16 protein-coding genes are annotated in these 16973 nt (G+C 43.2%); 7 read left to right on the top strand and 9 right to left on the bottom strand.

Features of this window, described 5'->3' with window-relative positions:
- Nucleotides 1–159: 159 nt before the first annotated feature.
- Both nhaA and NFS34_RS06120 read left to right on the top strand, forming a co-directional pair.
- A complete protein-coding gene (gene nhaA, locus NFS34_RS06125) occupies nt 160–1350 on the top strand; it encodes a Na+/H+ antiporter NhaA (protein ID WP_251359055.1) in 1191 nt (396 codons plus the stop codon).
- A 4-nt stretch (nt 1351–1354) separates the two neighbouring features.
- Nucleotides 1355–1660 carry a hypothetical protein gene (locus NFS34_RS06120; RefSeq protein WP_251359054.1) on the top strand — a complete coding sequence of 102 codons (306 nt, stop codon included), beginning with the start codon at nt 1355–1357 and terminating at the stop codon, nt 1658–1660.
- A 16-nt stretch (nt 1661–1676) separates the two neighbouring features.
- Here the strand turns inward: NFS34_RS06120 and NFS34_RS06115 are convergent, their stop codons facing one another.
- On the bottom strand, nt 1677–2156 hold the full coding sequence (locus tag NFS34_RS06115; RefSeq protein ID WP_251359053.1) for a hypothetical protein: 480 nt from the start codon (nt 2154–2156) through the stop codon (nt 1677–1679).
- A 14-nt stretch (nt 2157–2170) separates the two neighbouring features.
- The gene (tsaD, locus tag NFS34_RS06110; RefSeq protein ID WP_251359052.1) at nt 2171–3241 is read right to left on the bottom strand and encodes a tRNA (adenosine(37)-N6)-threonylcarbamoyltransferase complex transferase subunit TsaD; all 1071 of its coding nucleotides are present in this window, start codon (nt 3239–3241) and stop codon (nt 2171–2173) included.
- A 359-nt stretch (nt 3242–3600) separates the two neighbouring features.
- On the opposite strand from tsaD, the gene rpsU reads away from it, so the two are divergent.
- The 4 genes from rpsU to rpoD all read left to right on the top strand — a co-directional run bounded on the left by rpsU (nt 3601) and on the right by rpoD (nt 8204).
- Nucleotides 3601–3816, top strand: coding sequence for a 30S ribosomal protein S21 (gene rpsU, locus NFS34_RS06105; protein ID WP_015781188.1), 216 nt, complete (start codon nt 3601–3603; stop codon nt 3814–3816).
- A 39-nt stretch (nt 3817–3855) separates the two neighbouring features.
- Entirely contained in the window at nt 3856–4302 is a 447-nt protein-coding gene (locus NFS34_RS06100; RefSeq protein WP_285834450.1) for a GatB/YqeY domain-containing protein, read from the top strand.
- A gap of 126 nt (nt 4303–4428) precedes the next feature.
- The gene (dnaG, locus tag NFS34_RS06095) at nt 4429–6240 is read left to right on the top strand and encodes a DNA primase (RefSeq protein ID WP_251359051.1); all 1812 of its coding nucleotides are present in this window, start codon (nt 4429–4431) and stop codon (nt 6238–6240) included.
- 122 nt (nt 6241–6362) lie between these two features.
- The gene (gene rpoD, locus NFS34_RS06090; RefSeq protein WP_251359050.1) at nt 6363–8204 is read left to right on the top strand and encodes an RNA polymerase sigma factor RpoD; all 1842 of its coding nucleotides are present in this window, start codon (nt 6363–6365) and stop codon (nt 8202–8204) included.
- Nucleotides 8205–8273: 69 nt separating this feature from the next.
- Here the strand turns inward: rpoD and NFS34_RS06085 are convergent, their stop codons facing one another.
- The 7 genes from NFS34_RS06085 to NFS34_RS06055 form a co-directional block, all read right to left on the bottom strand.
- Nucleotides 8274–9056: a DUF4097 family beta strand repeat-containing protein gene (locus NFS34_RS06085; protein WP_251359049.1), complete on the bottom strand. Its 783-nt coding sequence runs from the start codon at nt 9054–9056 to the stop codon at nt 8274–8276.
- 60 nt (nt 9057–9116) lie between these two features.
- Entirely contained in the window at nt 9117–10991 is a 1875-nt protein-coding gene (locus NFS34_RS06080) for an AsmA family protein (RefSeq protein WP_251359048.1), read from the bottom strand.
- Between the two features lie 241 nt (nt 10992–11232).
- Nucleotides 11233–12897, bottom strand: coding sequence for a glutamine--tRNA ligase/YqeY domain fusion protein (locus NFS34_RS06075; RefSeq protein WP_251359047.1), 1665 nt, complete (start codon nt 12895–12897; stop codon nt 11233–11235).
- 163 nt (nt 12898–13060) lie between these two features.
- Nucleotides 13061–13660, bottom strand: coding sequence for a membrane integrity-associated transporter subunit PqiC (locus NFS34_RS06070; RefSeq protein WP_251359046.1), 600 nt, complete (start codon nt 13658–13660; stop codon nt 13061–13063).
- Complete coding sequence (locus tag NFS34_RS06065; protein WP_251359045.1) at nt 13657–14631, bottom strand: MlaD family protein; 975 nt, start codon at nt 14629–14631, stop codon at nt 13657–13659. The genes NFS34_RS06070 and NFS34_RS06065 overlap by 4 nt, the downstream gene beginning before the upstream one ends.
- 32 nt (nt 14632–14663) lie before the next feature.
- On the bottom strand, nt 14664–15407 hold the full coding sequence (locus NFS34_RS06060) for an ABC transporter ATP-binding protein (protein ID WP_376707969.1): 744 nt from the start codon (nt 15405–15407) through the stop codon (nt 14664–14666).
- Between the two features lie 35 nt (nt 15408–15442).
- Nucleotides 15443–16564, bottom strand: coding sequence for an ABC transporter permease (locus NFS34_RS06055; protein WP_251359043.1), 1122 nt, complete (start codon nt 16562–16564; stop codon nt 15443–15445).
- A 187-nt stretch (nt 16565–16751) separates the two neighbouring features.
- On the opposite strand from NFS34_RS06055, the gene xseB reads away from it, so the two are divergent.
- Entirely contained in the window at nt 16752–16973 is a 222-nt protein-coding gene (xseB, locus tag NFS34_RS06050) for an exodeoxyribonuclease VII small subunit (RefSeq protein WP_251359042.1), read from the top strand.

Raw genomic sequence — 16973 nt, 5'->3', positions numbered from 1 at the left:
TCTATCCTTGTTTTGAGTACGGAAGAATATTTATTGCGACTTTCTTCAATTCTTGCGCTAATTTTCAAACCTTCTTATAAGTTACCGTTTTAATTGACCTTTTTTTCACTTATAGTTATTTAATATTAAGCAACTAAAATTGATAGTCACTCAAAACCAATGGATTCTATAAAGAGTAATTTTATTAATAAATTTTTAAGGTTAGAGTCTGCTGGTGGGATTGTTTTAATCTTTTCAGCGGCCTTAGCGATCATAATTGCTAACTCTCCTCTTAACCGTTTCTACGAACTATTGTTAACAACGCCCGTTGAAATTCGTATTGGTGCGCTAGAAATTGCCAAACCTTTACTGTTGTGGATTAACGATGGATTAATGGCCGTTTTCTTTTTGATGGTTGGGCTCGAGCTGAAACGTGAAATTCTTGAAGGAGAGCTTTCAGATACGCGAAAAATTTTGTTGCCGGCTATTGGCGCCGTTGGCGGCATGTTAGTTCCAGCAATGGTGTATTTATACTTTAATGGCGATGATCCCGTAGCCGCTCAAGGCTGGGCAATTCCTGCGGCAACCGATATTGCTTTTGCCCTAGGCATCTTATCCTTACTGGGCTCTAGAGTTCCGGTAGCACTGAAAGTATTTTTAACCTCACTCGCCATCTTTGATGACATTGGTGCCATAGTCATCATAGCGCTCTTTTATACGTCTAAAGTTTCCGTTAGTGCTTTATTATTTGCCGCCGCCTGCATTCCTTTCCTATGGCTACTTAATAGAGCGAACGTAACCCACAAAAGTCCTTATGTTTTGATCGGGGTTTTAATGTGGGTCGCCACTCTAAAATCAGGCGTCCACGCTACTTTAGCGGGAGTAATTATCGCGCTATTTATTCCGATGCGCTCCAAAAGTGAACCGGACATATCCCCGTTAAAAACGATGGAACACGATTTACATCAAGTGGTCGCTTTCTTTATTTTACCCGTCTTTGCCTTTGCCAATGCCGGCCTCAACTTGACTGGAATTAGCTTCGAACAACTAACTCATCCAGTTCCCGTTGGAATCACCTTAGGCTTATTTGTCGGTAAAATTATTGGTATTTTTGGTCTTTGCTGGCTAGCCATTCGGCTAAAGCTAGTTGAATTACCCAAGTCCATGCGGCTGCCCCACCTTTTAGGAACCTCTGCACTTTGCGGAGTTGGCTTTACCATGAGTTTATTTATTGGCTCTTTGGCCTTCGAAGAAACTGGCGTTAATTTATTGTTCGATGAACGTTTAGGAATTATTGCAGGATCAATTATTTCTGGGATTACTGGATATTTAATATTAAAATTTAGTTTGAACGATACATCTACTAATTAAATACATGGACAAACTAACATTTTATACCCTGGCAATAAGTACAGGTTTCCTAATAATATGTGGATGTTTTATTGCCGTATTAAAAATTTACTTAAGAGCAAAGCGTTTAGAAGAAGCTCCTTTTACACAAGCTAACAATGTCCCTAACTCAACGCTTAAACAACTCAAGTCAGAGCTTAAAGACATTGAAGCTATAAAAAATAAGAATATGAAAGAATACACAAGACAACTCCAGCGATGGCAGTTAAAGACCTCGGCTATAGGAAGAAAGTACCAAATCGACCTAGTGGCTTTGATACTTGAAGAGTAGTCAAATAGTTGGACTTTTAAGTACTAATTTTTTTATACGGATAGAAGATCTTTTTTTCTGGATTAAATGCTTCTAAAGTTAAAATCGCGATACAGACGATACTCCATAAATAAGTATTCTGATAAAACAGCATTACAAACTCCGTATCAAAATAATGCCTTTCTATAAAACGTAACCAACCTAAAAGACCAATTAAAGTAATAACTACCAAATAAATAATCAACCGCTTAGTAATTCCTAACCAGTAAACACTAAATAGCACTATTTGGAGTGTAAAAAATACTCCTGTCCACATCCAGGCGGTATACCAAAGATAGATAGCATCATGATGGTTATACAGGGGTAAAAAAATCATTGAGGCTAAAATAGTGTCAATTAGAGAAGCTACTGCAACATTTAAAAATATATAGTTCTTTTGCTTAAAAAATAAAATCACAAAAAAAATATCTATTAGTAACCACAAGTATTTTAGATCTATTGCAAACTCTAAATTCAACTTTTACTCCCTTACTACAGCTCTTCAATCGGCCATCTAGGTTTCGCTCTGATAGCTGGCTCTTCAAATTCACCGTTACCATTTTGTGCCGCTTGATAGCGAGCGTAACCTGCGTAGGCGATCATGGCGCCATTGTCAGTGCAGAATTTTGGTCTCGGGTAATAGGCTTTGCCACCTTTTGATTCGAGTAATTCTGAAAGCTTTTGACGTAAAGACACATTGGCAGAAACGCCACCTGCGACCACTAGGGCAGGTTTGTTTTTCGAGATTGCCGCGTCGACTTCGCCTTCTCGCAATGACGATTGAACGCTCACTTGTTCAATCGCACGTCGGCACTTGATAAAGATGGTATCGACTACCGCTTCTTGAAAAGCATAAGCGATATCGGCGAGCGCCTGTTCCGATTTATCCGATTTCATATAAAGATTAGCCACCGCAGTTTTTAAGCCTGAAAAACTAAAATCTAAACCCGGTATATCGGTCATAGGTCTTGGTAATTTATAAATCCCTGCTCTGCCATTCAAAGCTAACTTGGCAATCGCGGGACCTCCCGGATAGCCCAAGCCCATAATTTTAGCGGTTTTATCAAAAGCTTCACCTGCCGCGTCATCAATCGATTCGCCTAAAATTTTGTATTCACCTAACGCTTGCACATCGACTAATAAGGTATGGCCGCCAGAAACTAGCAATGCCACAAAGGGGTATTCTGGCTTGTCGTCTTCTAATAAAGGCGCTAATAAATGGCCCTCCATATGATGAACGCCTATCGCTGGAATATCCCAAGCATAAGCAAGACTTCGCCCTACTCCGACGCCAACAAATAAGGCGCCAATTAATCCTGGCCCTTTGGTGTAGGCGATAGCATCAATATCATCTTTGCTACAATTGGCTTCTGCTAACACCTGCTTGATCAATGGGATAGCCTTGCGCACATGATCGCGTGACGCCAATTCAGGCACTACCCCGCCATACTCTTCGTGCAGCTCCACTTGCGAATAGAGCGCATCGGCAATAATCCCCTGCTCGCTATCATAAATAGCGATGCCAGTTTCATCACAAGAAGTTTCAATACCAAGGATTTTCATTATTCATTCCGTCATTTACCGCAGGCACTTCCTACGGTCGCCCGTGCAAACGGGAATCTAAAAAGCTTACCACTGAAGTTAACAGGATTCCCGCCTACGCGGGAATGACGATGTGAGGATTTTAATAGAGAAAGCCATATTTAGCGAGTATTTAGCCATTTATGAAATTAATAGGAATTTCATAGGCTTTTATCCATTGATCCTTTGCTTTTTGATCGAAAAATGGCTAAAATTTGCGCCCTCTTGGTATTAGGAGCGGGTTTAGTATGGCTTGCCTCTAGTATACATCAAGAGTAACTGTTTGATTTTATTATCAAAAACGTATTTATTTTAAACATTTAAAGGTTAGGTGATTTTTAATGCCAAGCGTAAGAGTAAAAGACAACGAGCCATTTGACGTTGCATTGCGTCGCTTCAAGCGTTCATGTGAAAAAGCAGGTATTTTGGCGGAAGTTCGTAAGCGTGAATACTACGAGAAGCCAACATCTGTTCGTAAGCGTGAAAAAGCTGCTGCGGTTAAGCGTGCTGCGAAAAAAGTGTCTCGCGAAAACGCTCGTCGCATTCGCTTGTACTAATAGCTTATTTTTCAATAGCTTAAGCTAGCAGGAATTGCCGTGTCGGATCTAAAAGCGACTATCAACAATGCCATGAAAGAGGCCATGCGTGCTAAACAGAAAGCGCGTTTGACCACCGTTCGTTTGGCTTTGTCTGCAATTAAGCAGGTGGAAGTTGATAAACGCATTGAATTGGATGATACGGCGATTCTGGCCATTTTGGATAAAATGGTTAAACAGCGTCGCGAATCGATAAAAATGTATGAAGAAGCAGGTCGCCAAGAGCTGGCGGATGTGGAACATGCAGAAATAGCGGTCCTACAAGAGTTTCTCCCCCAACCCTTAACCGATGCCGAAATCGATAAACTGATTGACGATGCCATTGCCCAATCGGGCGCTGAATCAATCCGCGATATGGGCAAGGTAATGGGTATGCTTAAACCGCAACTGCAAGGCCGTGCCGATATGGGCCCTGTAAGTGGTAAAATCAAAGCACGTCTGTCTTAAGATCAACACCAATCTCTACAGCGTTCACCTTATTTATTTGGTATTTTTCTAATAGCTCTCTATGAGCCGTCTCTGCTATGATAGCCACAACTTAAGTTGTTCGCGCATACTTCCAGATAAATTTTAATGGGCTTAATCCCTCAACACTTTATTCAAGATTTGCTCAACCGGATTGATATTGTCGATCTGATCGACTCGCGCGTGCCACTAAAAAAAGCTGGCGCTAATTACAAAGCCTGCTGTCCTTTTCATGGCGAAAAAACACCTTCATTTAACGTTAGCCAGACCAAACAGTTTTATCATTGTTTCGGTTGCGGCATGAATGGCAATGCGATTAGTTTTTTAATGGAGTATGACCGCTTAGAGTTTCCCGATGCAGTAGAAGAACTGGCATCCAGTTTAGGTCTTGAAGTGCCGCGCGAAGAAGGCCATGACAATCGTCCTAAGATCGATAATTCATTGTATGATTTAATGGCTAAAACCGCTAACTTCTATCAGCAACAGCTGCGAACAAGCAATGGCCAAAAGGCGGTAAACTACTTAAAAAACAGGGGGTTAAGTGGTGAAATCGCAAAACAATTTGGCTTGGGTTATGTGCCTGACGCTTGGGACTCATTAGAAAAACTATTTGGCAACTTTAGTAACAACCCTAAGCTTAAACAGCAATTAATCGACTGTGGTATGTTGATCCAAAAAGAAGGCGACAGCTCGCGAGTGTACGATCGGTTTCGCGATCGGATCATGTTTCCAATTAAAGACAAACGTGGGCGAGTGATTGCTTTTGGTGGCCGCGTTATGGGTGATGGTGAACCGAAGTATTTAAACTCGCCTGAAACGCCTATTTTTCATAAATCCAATGAGCTTTATGGTCTTTATCAAGCGCGTCAAGCCAACCGAAATTTATCGCGAATTTTAATCGTCGAAGGCTATATGGATGTAGTGGCTTTGGCTCAATTTGGGATTACCAATGCGGTGGCGACCCTCGGCACCGCCACCACCGCGAGTCACTTGCAGCAATTATTTCGCACCAGTCGCGAGCTAGTCCTATGCTTCGATGGCGACAAAGCTGGTCGTGCTGCCGCCCTGAAAGCCTTAGAGCATGGCTTGCCGCAATTACGCGAAGGTCGTGAGATTAAGTTGATGTTCCTACCTGATGGTGAAGATCCGGATTCTATGGTGCGCAAGGTAGGTCAAGAGCAATTTAACCAATTGGTTCAGGCTGCCCAGCCGATTTTCGACTTTTTACTCAAGTTTTTAAGCGACCAAGTGGATCTGGAGTCGGTTTCAGGACGTGGTCAATTGGTGCATCTGGCCAAACCCTATTTAGAAAAAATCACCGATCCGATTTATTTGGAATTGTTTTCCCAAGCTTTGGCACAAACCAGCGGTCTGGATAGCGATAAGCTGGAAAGCCTACTCGGCTCGCCGCAGCAGGTCGCTACAACGACCAACAAAAGCGCTGCGAATCAATCGCAAAATGCTACTAACCCACATCAAAAAACGGCAAGTGGTCGAAAAAAAATCAATAAAAGCATACAGTTAGCGATAACTTTGTTATTGCAAAGCCCTAAATTAGGGCTCGCTGTTGAGCAGTTTGATTGGTTGTTGAGTCTTGAGCAAGCCGGCCCAAAGATTCTCCATCGACTGCTTGAAATCATTCACAAAAACCCCACCTTAAGCAGTGGCGCCCTACTGGAATTTTGGCGTGACGATAAGCTTTATCAGCGCCTAGCGGAGCTTGCCATAACGGAGCGCGAAGAGCGTATTCGTGGCAATGAAGCGCAAGAAATCGCGGATTGCTTTAAGGCATTGTTACAAGAAGCTCGAACTCAAAGGTTAGATCATTTGCAGCAAAAATCCAGCCAAGAGGGTTTGTCCGCTGCCGAAAAAGCCGAGTTTCAACAACTTTTATTGCTTTCTAAGCGGCAGAATAATTGAGCCCAAAGTAACAACTAATCCTTGCTGAAAGCCCCGCCAGGTCTGTATAATTAGGGGTTTGCGCCAGTTTATTTTGGGCAGGAAAACATCATCATAACTGAAACTAAGGTACAGGTACTTTAATGTCCGACAACTCAATTCAATCGCAACAATCACAGCTAAAATTACTGATAGCTCGAGGCAAAGAGCAGGGTTATTTGACCTATGCGGAAGTGAACGATCACTTACCTCCAGACATTGTTGATCCGGAACAAATTGAAGACATTATTCGCATGATCAATGACATGGGGATTCAAGTTTTTGAGTCCACGCCTGATGCCGATGAGCTAGTGCTTAATGATGATTCCGTGACCGACGAAGAAGCTGCTGAAGAAGCGGCAGCGGCCTTAGCTAGCGTTGATAGCGAATTTGGCCGCACTACCGACCCTGTGCGCATGTACATGCGCGAAATGGGTACGGTTGAGCTGCTCACTCGTGAAGGTGAGATCGATATCGCCAAACGTATTGAAGAAGGTCTGAAGCAAGTATTATCGGCGATTGGTAACTATCCGGACACCATTCGCTTATTACTGCAAGAATTCGAATATTACGAGAATGAAGAAGCTCGCCTGACCGATATTTTGACCGGCTTTACTGATGGCGAAGAAGAAGAATTTGTACAAGAAGAGTCTGAAGCGGCCAAATTAGCCGAAGCAGAGAACTCGGACGATGACGACGACGATGATGAAGAGGAAGAGGCCGAAGTCGATACTGGCCCTGATCCTGAAGAAGCCGCTGAGCGCTTCAAGGAACTGAAAAAGCAATACAACAAAACCGTTAAAGCGGTTGAGAAGTATGGCCGCACTCACAAATCTGCCATCAAACAATTGGATGCGATGAAAGAGCAGTTCTTGCAAATTCGTTTAGCGCCGATCATGTTTGATCGCTTGGTGATCAGCTTACGTTTGAAGATGGAAGGTATTCGTGAGCAAGAAAGAGCCATCATGAGAATGGCGGTTAACCGCTCTAGAATGCCTCGCAAAACCTTTATTACTAGCTTTTCGGGTGCTGAAACCAATCCTGAGTGGGTTACTAGCCATATCAAGAAAAAAGCTAAGTACAGCGAAGCGCTTGCTGAATACGAAGAAGATATCATCAAGGCTCAGCGTAAATTACAATTTATTGAAGAAAGCTGCCGCCTCTCGGTGATGGAGATCAAAGAAGCTAACCGCGAAATGTCGATTGGTGAAGCCAAAGCTCGCCGCGCCAAGAAAGAAATGGTGGAAGCTAACTTGCGTTTGGTGATCTCAATTGCCAAAAAATACACCAACCGTGGTTTACAGTTCTTGGATTTGATCCAAGAAGGTAATATCGGCTTGATGAAGGCGGTGGATAAGTTTGAATACCGCCGCGGTTACAAATTCTCGACTTACGCTACCTGGTGGATCCGTCAGGCCATCACGCGCTCCATTGCGGATCAAGCCAGAACTATCCGTATTCCAGTGCACATGATCGAAACCATTAACAAACTCAATCGTATCTCGCGCCAAATGTTGCAAGAAATGGGCCGCGAAGCACAGCCTGAAGAATTGGCAGAGCGTATGGAAATGCCGGAAGATAAGATCCGCAAAGTATTGAAAATCGCCAAAGAGCCAATTTCGATGGAAACGCCAATTGGTGATGATGAAGATTCACATTTAGGCGATTTTATCGAAGACACTACCATTGATTCGCCAGTGGATGCGGCTACCGGTGAAAGCTTAAAAGAAGTAACTGACGAAATTTTAGCTGGTCTAACCGCGCGCGAAGCCAAGGTTTTAAGAATGCGCTTTGGTATTGATATGAATACTGATCATACGCTAGAAGAAGTGGGCAAACAGTTCGACGTAACGCGTGAGCGTATTCGTCAAATCGAAGCTAAAGCCTTGCGTAAACTGCGCCACCCCAGCCGCTCAGAAAAATTACGCACTTACTTAGATGAATAAAGAGCAACACAAAAAAAGGCTTCCAACTGGAAGCCTTTTTTATTCGTATTGAACAGTAGCGCTATCTGCTTAACGTTGCTTAACTTCGATATCACCATTAACCGTATCGAAACTTAAGCGACCGTCTCCGTCTTTGTAACGCCCACTCATTTCAGCACCAACGTATTCACCCTCATCCACTTCAATCCCAAAATCATTAGCCAAATCGCCATTTAAGGTCTCAGCATTTAAACGGAAGCCACCATTGGCTGGCAGATAGACCACAATATCACCATTAACACTTTCACCTTTGATCCGCTGACTGCCACTAAAACGATCCATCACAATTTTAATATTGCCGTTGACCGTATCAGTGGATACGTCACTGCCTGCATTTTCAATCACAATCCGTCCATTGACCGTTTCGGCTTTAATTTCACCCAACACCTTTTCGATGTTGATGTTGCCATTGACGGAATCAATGCCTTTCAAGAAAGCTTGGCTTGGCACCTTTAAACGGAACTCCACTTCACCTGAGCTTGAGCCGCCCCAGCTAAACCAGCCTTTTTTCTGGCTGCTAAAATCCACATCCACCGAAAAACGCGAATCTGAAACATCCACATCAACGTTAATCCGCTCTAAGCCATCCTTATCGTCTGCCGTAATGGTGTATTCCAGCAAAATTTCATCCTCATCCCAACCTTCGATTTCAATCTTACCATTAATATTCTCGACGCTAATAACTCCTTTATTATCAAAGGGATAGCGTTTAGAAAAATTTTCATCCACATCCGCTAACGCGACCTCCGTCAGCATCAAAGTCGAGACGCTAGCCGTAATCAAGCCCAGACCTAATCGTTGTATCTTGTTCATAATCAATCCAGTATCGTTTTAAATTGGTTTCTTATAAGATGCTGCTGATCTAAAAAGGGTTTAATCAAATTTCAATTTGAGTTTATCTTTTAGCTTGTCTTTGAGTTTATCTTCAAGCTTGTCCTTTTCTTTTTCAATCTTATCATCCACTTGCGACTTATATTTAGCCTTAAGCAAGGACTCAAAGTCAATACTCGGACGCGGCTCAGTCCAGCTACCCTTCAACTCCAAGGGTAAATCAGAGCCCGCTAATTGAGGGTATTTTTGCTCAAGTAACTGCTTGAGACTGCCTTTGAGCTGCAAGCTAAAATTACCCGAAATAGACTCGGTGTTAGCATTGGTGGACGCTTTGCCAGTTAAATCAAATAGCTGGGTTGTCAGCGCCAGATTGTTTAGATCAATCACGCCTTGATTGGCCTTAATGTCACTGTTTAAGCTAGCGAAGCTGGTTTTGCCATCGTAAGCTTTAGCGCCTTTTAATAGATCCAAACTGATCCCGGACTGGATCAACTTATTCAAATCCAAACCCAGTAAAGCACCATCGGATAGATTAACCGAGCCAGTACCGTTAAGGTTCGCCAGCATTTGTTTTAGCTCTAAACCCTTAGTGTTCATATTCAGATTTAAGCTGCCTAGCCCTGACAAACGGTTGATCTCAAATAACTGGCTAATCATATCGCCAATCTCGATCTTCTCCATCGCTGGCTGTAAGGATAAGGCCAATGGTTTGCTGGCAAAATTCACGCTGGCGTTAGTGGATAAGCTGCCTTTAAATGCCGATGCTTTAAAGGGTTTTAACCACAGGGTCGCTCCCTTGTTGGATAAATCAGCGGAAACATTAGCAAGCTTGAGCTTATCAATCGTCAAATTAGCAACTTCAAGGTGCCCTTTTAACCTCGCCGTCTTTAAAAAGTCGGCTATCGGCTTGGTATCTAGTGGGCTGCTTGGCTTAGCCTCAGCGCCTGAATCACCACCAGCGACTAACCAAGGCGTTAAATCCCAGTCACCGGTTTTAAGACTTAACGCAACATCTTTGAAGGTGCTAAAAGTTGCATTTAGATCCACCTCAAAATCCTGTCCAGCAAGATTTAAACGCCCTTGGTGACTAACTTTAGTGTCCTTTTGATTTAGCGTTAGCTTGGATTGACCTGTTAAGCGCAATTCTTCGAGCTTGTTGCTCATATTGGTCATGGCTGCTGATAAATTCTTAAGCTCGAAAGCCTTAGCGCCTGCCGCCACTTTTAACTCAGTGTCTAATTGCCAGTTAGCCTTAGTTTTGCCACTACCACTATTAAAAACGCCTTGAGCACTGATCGGCGTCCATTGGTCAAAAGCGAAATGGTCAATGGCAAAATTCTCCAGTGAGAAATTCTGGGTCAAGTTTCCACGCGCATCGTATTGATTCAATTCGAAACGGCTTAATGCGATCTGCTCTATGCTTAGGCTATTAAGATCGACTGCCGATTGCTCATCACCTTTTGCTTTTTTCGTCTTGTCATCTTGCTCAATCGGTGCGGATTTCTGCGCATTGGTCAGCATTAGATCCAGATTTGAGCGCCCTTTCCGGTCTCGGATCAGGTTTAATTGACTGCCTTGCAGTTCAATCGCCCCAACCTCGATTTGCCCACTAAATAACGGCATTAATTTGATACTGGCAGAAAGTTTATCAATTTCGGCGAGGTTGGTTTTATTGGAAAATCCTTGCGGATTGGAAAGCTTAACACCGCCAGTATTAACCTTGAGCCAAGGGAAGAAGCTTAGCGAAATATCCTCTTGGATAGTCAAATCAGCGCTGGTTTGTTGTTTAACCGCAGCTACTAAGCGCGATTTTAAGTTATCGCTGTCCAACAAATAGAAAGCTATACCGCCAGTTATGACTAGCGCTAAAACGATAAGGGCCACTAAACCCAAAATCCATTTAAACAGTTTTTTCATGATGACTCCGCATGGGAAAGGTAAAAATTAGATAATGTCGAAAACATTAAGTTTCTTATCATAACGAGATTTTTTCAGTATTGTGTGAACTTTTATAAAATATAGCTGACTAAAGCTTTAGAAATCCCTAGTCATGATTTCTAAACCTAAAAGATTTTTGTTTTGTAAATTACTAAAAAGCCAATCGTTTGATTGGCTTTTTTCTTGTCTGCGCTCTTTAAGCACAATTCAAAAGGTGGCTTTAATCCGTCCATGAATTGCGTAAAGTCACGGTACGATTAAACACTAGCTTATCGGATGAATGATCATAACGATCAGCGGTAAAATAACCTTCCCGCTCAAATTGAAAACGCGTTTCCGGCTGCGCTTCGAGCAAACTGGCTTCTACCATTGCGGTTTGTTCGCTATAGGAATCTTCGTTTAAAGCTTCTAAGAAATTATCCATAGCGCCAGGATTATCCACCTTAAACAAACGATCATACAGGCGGATCAAGGCTGGCTTGGCGTGTTTCGCCGACACCCAATGAATAACACCGCGCACTTTACGCCCTTCGGGATTTTTGCCCAAAGTATCCGCATCATAAGTACAATGTAGCGCTAAAATTTCACCCTTATCATCGTAAATTGCCTCATCCGCACGAATAACATAAGCATTACGTAAACGCACTTCGCCGCCTTTTACTAGACGTTTATATTTCTTATTGGCTTCTTCCCGATAATCGGCACGATCGATATACAGCTCACGACTAAAGGGTAAAACTCGCGTTCCCATCTCGTCATTTTTTGGATGGTTTTTGCCCGTCAACATTTCTTCCTTGTCTTCTGGATAATTAGTAATGATAACCTTAATCGGATCCATCACCGCCATTCGACGCTCAGCGGTAGCATCCAAATCATGCCGCACATTATCTTCGAGCAAGGTCATATCAGTCACGCTATTGACCTTCGAGATCCCCACCGCTTTACAGAAATTGCGGATCGAAGCTGGCGTATAACCGCGACGGCGCATCCCTGAAATGGTTGGCATTCTAGGGTCGTCCCACCCATCCACCAGTTTTTCATCAACCAATTGGGTCAGCTTGCGCTTAGAAGTAATGGTATAAGCTAAATTTAAACGCGAAAATTCATACTGATAAGGTCGTGCTGGTATGTCTAAATGATCGAGCACCCAGTCATACAAAGGACGGTTGACCTCAAACTCCAAGGTACAAAGCGAGTGGGTAATGGATTCCAGCGCATCAGAAATGCAGTGGGTAAAGTCGTACATGGGATAAATACACCATTTATCCCCCGTTTTAATATGATGCATTCTTTTGATTCGATACAACACCGGATCGCGCATCAGCATATTGGGATGACTCATGTCGATTTTGGCGCGCAATACCATTTGTCCGTCAGCAAACTCGCCCGCGCGCATTTTCTCAAACAGCTGCAAACTTTCCTCAATCGGTCGATTACGGTAAGGACTTTCGGTGCCCGGCGTTTGGAAATTCCCACGCGCTTTGGCCATTGCTTCGGCAGAAGATTCATCCACGTAAGCAAAACCTTTTTCAATCAGCTGCTTGGCAAAACCGTAGAGATCCTCGAAATAATCCGAAGCATTGCGCACCTCGCCGTTCCACTCAAAACCGAGCCACTTGACGTCTTCTTGAATTGCTTTGGCAAACTCTTTCGACTCTTTTTCCGGATTGGTATCGTCAAAGCGTAAATTACACAGCGCTTTATGCTCTTGATAAGCTTCAGCTATCCCGAAGTTCAGGCAAATCGACTTAGCATGCCCAACATGCAGATAACCGTTAGGTTCTGGCGGGAAACGGGTATGGACACGGCCATCGTTTTTGCCCTGCGCTAAATCTTTATCAATGATGTTGCGGATAAAGTCGGTATATTTCACGGTTTCGCTCATGGCTTGCTCTTTTGCTTATAGGTTCGCTTTAGGATAAGGGCATTTCAGTCACTATATCCTTAAGCCTTAAAGAATAATGAAATGGGGATTTTAACGGTATTTACAAGCTATGGCGACAGCTTTTCACCGCAGTTTTCACTGTCGATGTAACGACAGCTTCCCTTCACGGCATAGACTGAATACTGGTAGCGATAACTTGACTCAATTGCTTCAATAAATTTCGCTCAGCAATCACCAGATCATTATGCTGCTCGCCAGTCACCGACTGGGTTAAATTATAGTTTTGTACCCGTGATAAAGCCTCTTGTTCCGTGGACATGATCTTAACTCTCGCCTGTAAAAAAGCGGTGTCGCCTAAATGGCCATCCAAGCGGAGAATATCAACCTTTAGATGATATCGAACCTTGTCCTTTAACCGCCAAGGGTATTCAAAGATCTGATCGCTATCCAAATCCACCGATAAATCCTCGCGCAGGTTAGCTAAAATTAGTCCTTTTAGGGAAGATGCCCAGCGGTGGTAATCCGAATAGATAATCTGGTTTTGCTCTCCCCTTAAAGCCATCTGCGGCTTTTCGAGATAATCGGCAATTTTTAATTCCACGCCTACAGCAATGGTATTCGCCTTGGGTTGTTTGGATAAACTGCTCTCCAAAATATAATAGTTCGGCTCAGGCGTATCCGGCGATAGGCTTGAACAAGCCGTTAGCATAAGTGCAAAAATGAGCAATGAGCTTTTAACGATTGTCATAGCAATAATTTTCATGGCTGATCTTTTCCATAGATAAAGGCTTCGGGGTGGCGTTCTAAATAGTCAGTGAGCAGTTTAACCGAATGCGCGGCTTTGCTAATTTCCTGCAAGGTAATATTCAATTGATAGCGTAATTCTGACTTATCACCATACGAATTTTCCACCGAAACAATTAATTTTTGCGTATCCAGCAATACCTGATTCAAACGCTCAAAAGCCTGTTGCAAGCTTTCAGTCATCGCAGGCAAGCGTTTATTAATATTTTGGGCCAACTGTTGATAGTCATTCATCGTAGCCTTAACACCGCTCGAAACCGGCTTAATTTCTTGACCAACCTGACTAGCAAGCTTTTTATACTCAGCAAGAGTTTCATTCACCGCTTGTATCACCGTTTCCAGCTCCGATTTACTTAACAAATGGTCAAGATTAACCACCAGATTATTGACGTTATTGGCAATATCTTCCAATGGCAATTTACTGAGCTGCGATGTCAAAATACTAAAGGTATTAGGTGCGGTAGGATATTCTTGCATCCCTTTAATAATACCTTTGACTTGTACCGGTGTTTCCGGCCGGAACTCTAAAGCAACTTGCAATTTACCCGTGACCAAACTCTGTAGTTGTAAGGTTGCTCGCAAACCTTTTTCAATAATTTTTCGAGTATTTTCAGCCCGATCAATACTCCAAAGCCGGTTAAGCTGGCGAAACGAATCCTGATAGACTTCAATATACACAGGGGTATAAATATCCAAATTGCTCACATCGGCCAACACTTCAATATTATAGACTTGCCCTATTTTTACCCCATTGAAGACCACTGGAGCACCAACATCCAATCCTGACAAAGACTCCTCAAAGAACAGTACAATTTTTTCAGTATCTTTAGAGAATTGGCTTTTGGCGAACAGAAAAATTGCCCCTACCAATAGCACAATGGCGCCCAGTACAAAACCGCCTATGGCTGTTGATTGCGATTTATTACTCATGGTCTATAGTCTCTCTCGTCTCATATCCACAATCATTCCCCTTGCTCACCGCGAGTTAAAAAGGTTATCACCTTTTGGTTATCGCTATGCCGCAACAATTCATTGGGATTTCCCGTGGCGATCATGGTTTTAGCCTCTGCATCCAAAAACACTGAGTTGTTGCCAATGGCAAACAAACTAGCCAACTCATGCGTGACCACCACAACGGTCGCCCCAAGGTTGTCTCGAAGTTGCAAAATTAAGTCATCCAACAAACGAGCACTGACCGGATCAAGCCCAGCCGAAGGCTCATCAAAAAACAATAAATCCGGATCAAGCGCTAAAGCCCGGGCCAAACCAGCGCGTTTTTTCATACCGCCACTGATTTCCGAAGGGTAATAATCTTCAAAGCCCTTTAGCCCAACCAAAGCGAGTTTTAAAGAAGCCAAATCGCGAATTTCAGCGTCGCTCAACTCAGTATACTCAGCTAACGGCAAAGCAATATTTTCCGCTAAGGTCATCGAACTCCAAAGCGCCCCACTTTGATAGAGTACACCAAAATTTCGCATGAGTGCGCGTTGTACTTCAAGCTCTGACTGCCAGAAATCAATGGTTTTACCCTGCTCATGCTGCTTAGGCGGATAGAGCACTTGTCCTGTAGCGGGCTCTTTAAGACCAATCAGATGACGCAACAAGGTGCTTTTACCGCAACCGCTGCCACCCATAATAATAAAGATGTCTCCTCGATTAATGTCGAAAGTGAGATCTTTCTGCACGACAAAATCGCCATAAGCCATGGTTAGATCTTTAACTTGAATTGCCGACAACAAACCTAAATCCCTAACACGCTAGTCACGATGGCGAATAAACCGTCAATGACTACAATAAATACAATTCCTGCCACCACCGCCGCAGTAGTCGAATCACCCACCGCAGAAGCGGAACGGCCTGAACGGATCCCATTCATACAGCCGGTAATGGCAATCACCAAACCAAAAATAAAGGATTTAAAAAGGCCAATATTAATGTCCGTCATATTGATTGAAATTAAGGTTTGATTCCAATACTCCATAAAACTAAAACCCAGTCCTGCAACACTGATCAACGCGCCGCCTAAGATCCCCAGAATATCCGCATACAAACATAACAGCGGCATCATCAAGACCAAACCCAACATCCGCGGCAGCACTAAAAAGTCCATAGGCGAAATCCCCAGAGTCTTGAGAGCATCGATCTCTTCATTGACCTGCATAGTACCAATTCGGGCAGCAAAAGCGGCTCCAGTGCGTCCAGCCATAATAATACCCACCATCATGCAGCCCATTTCACGCACCATAGCCACCGCCACCAAATTAGCGGTATAAATTTCAGCTCCAAACTGCTGTAGTTGCACTGCCCCTACAAAAGCTAAGATGATCCCCACTAAAACGCTGATTAAGGTGATGATTGGCAGTGCCGAAGGGCCTGTATCCGTTAGGATTTCCAGAAAATCTTGTTTTCGATACTGCGCTTTGCCTGCAACAAACCGACCTAAACTTTTGATGCTTTCGCCCAGAAAACTTAGAAAGCCTTTAAACTCGCTCCAATCCGTCAAGACATTGTCGCCAATATAGTTCAGTAAGGGTTTTTGTTGAGTGACGCGGCTAGCGCCTTGCCGCTCTGGAACACTAGCAGCAAGATCAATTAATTCTGAAACGCCAGACGGCATATTTTTGAAGGTTAAATGTTGCTTATTTTTTTCGCTAAAAGCTTGCAGCTGCAACAAAAAACTCAACAGACTCGAATCCCAAGTTTTAAGTTCATCGCCACTAACCTCAATCTGCGACTGATGACTTTTACTCAGTTGCGGCATAATGTTAGCAAAATCATCTACCCCCTCAGAAATTGACCAGTCACCACTTAACTGTAACTGAGCACTATCAGGGGTTTGAATAATCTTGTAATGTTTAGCCATTTCTGAAAGTTTTGCCTATAAAATTGCTTATAAATGAGGCTATTAGCAACCTTTTATTCCATTCCTTGCTTCATAAACCTATCCTAACCAATTCGCTGAAAATTGGCAAAGCAGTCGCCGCCGACTTTTAATTGTTGACCGAATAAGCGACAATAGTGGTTTATTCATGCACCCGTAGGCAGCTATTTTGGCCAACACTAAAAAACCGAATTTTGAACAACAACTCGAGCAGTTAGAAGCCATAGTGGATCAACTTGAAGATGGCGATTTGCCGCTCGACGAAGCACTAAAAGTTTTCGAAAAAGGCGTTAAACTATCTCGCCAGTGTCAGCAACATTTGGCGGCAGCGGAACAGAAAGTAACGATTCTTATGAATGGCAAAGAAGAGTTATTCGAATCTGAAGAATAA

Source organism: Kangiella sp. TOML190 (assembly GCF_023706045.1).
Lineage (GTDB): Bacteria > Pseudomonadota > Gammaproteobacteria > Enterobacterales > Kangiellaceae > Kangiella.
This window is presented reverse-complemented; position numbering and strand designations above follow the sequence as displayed.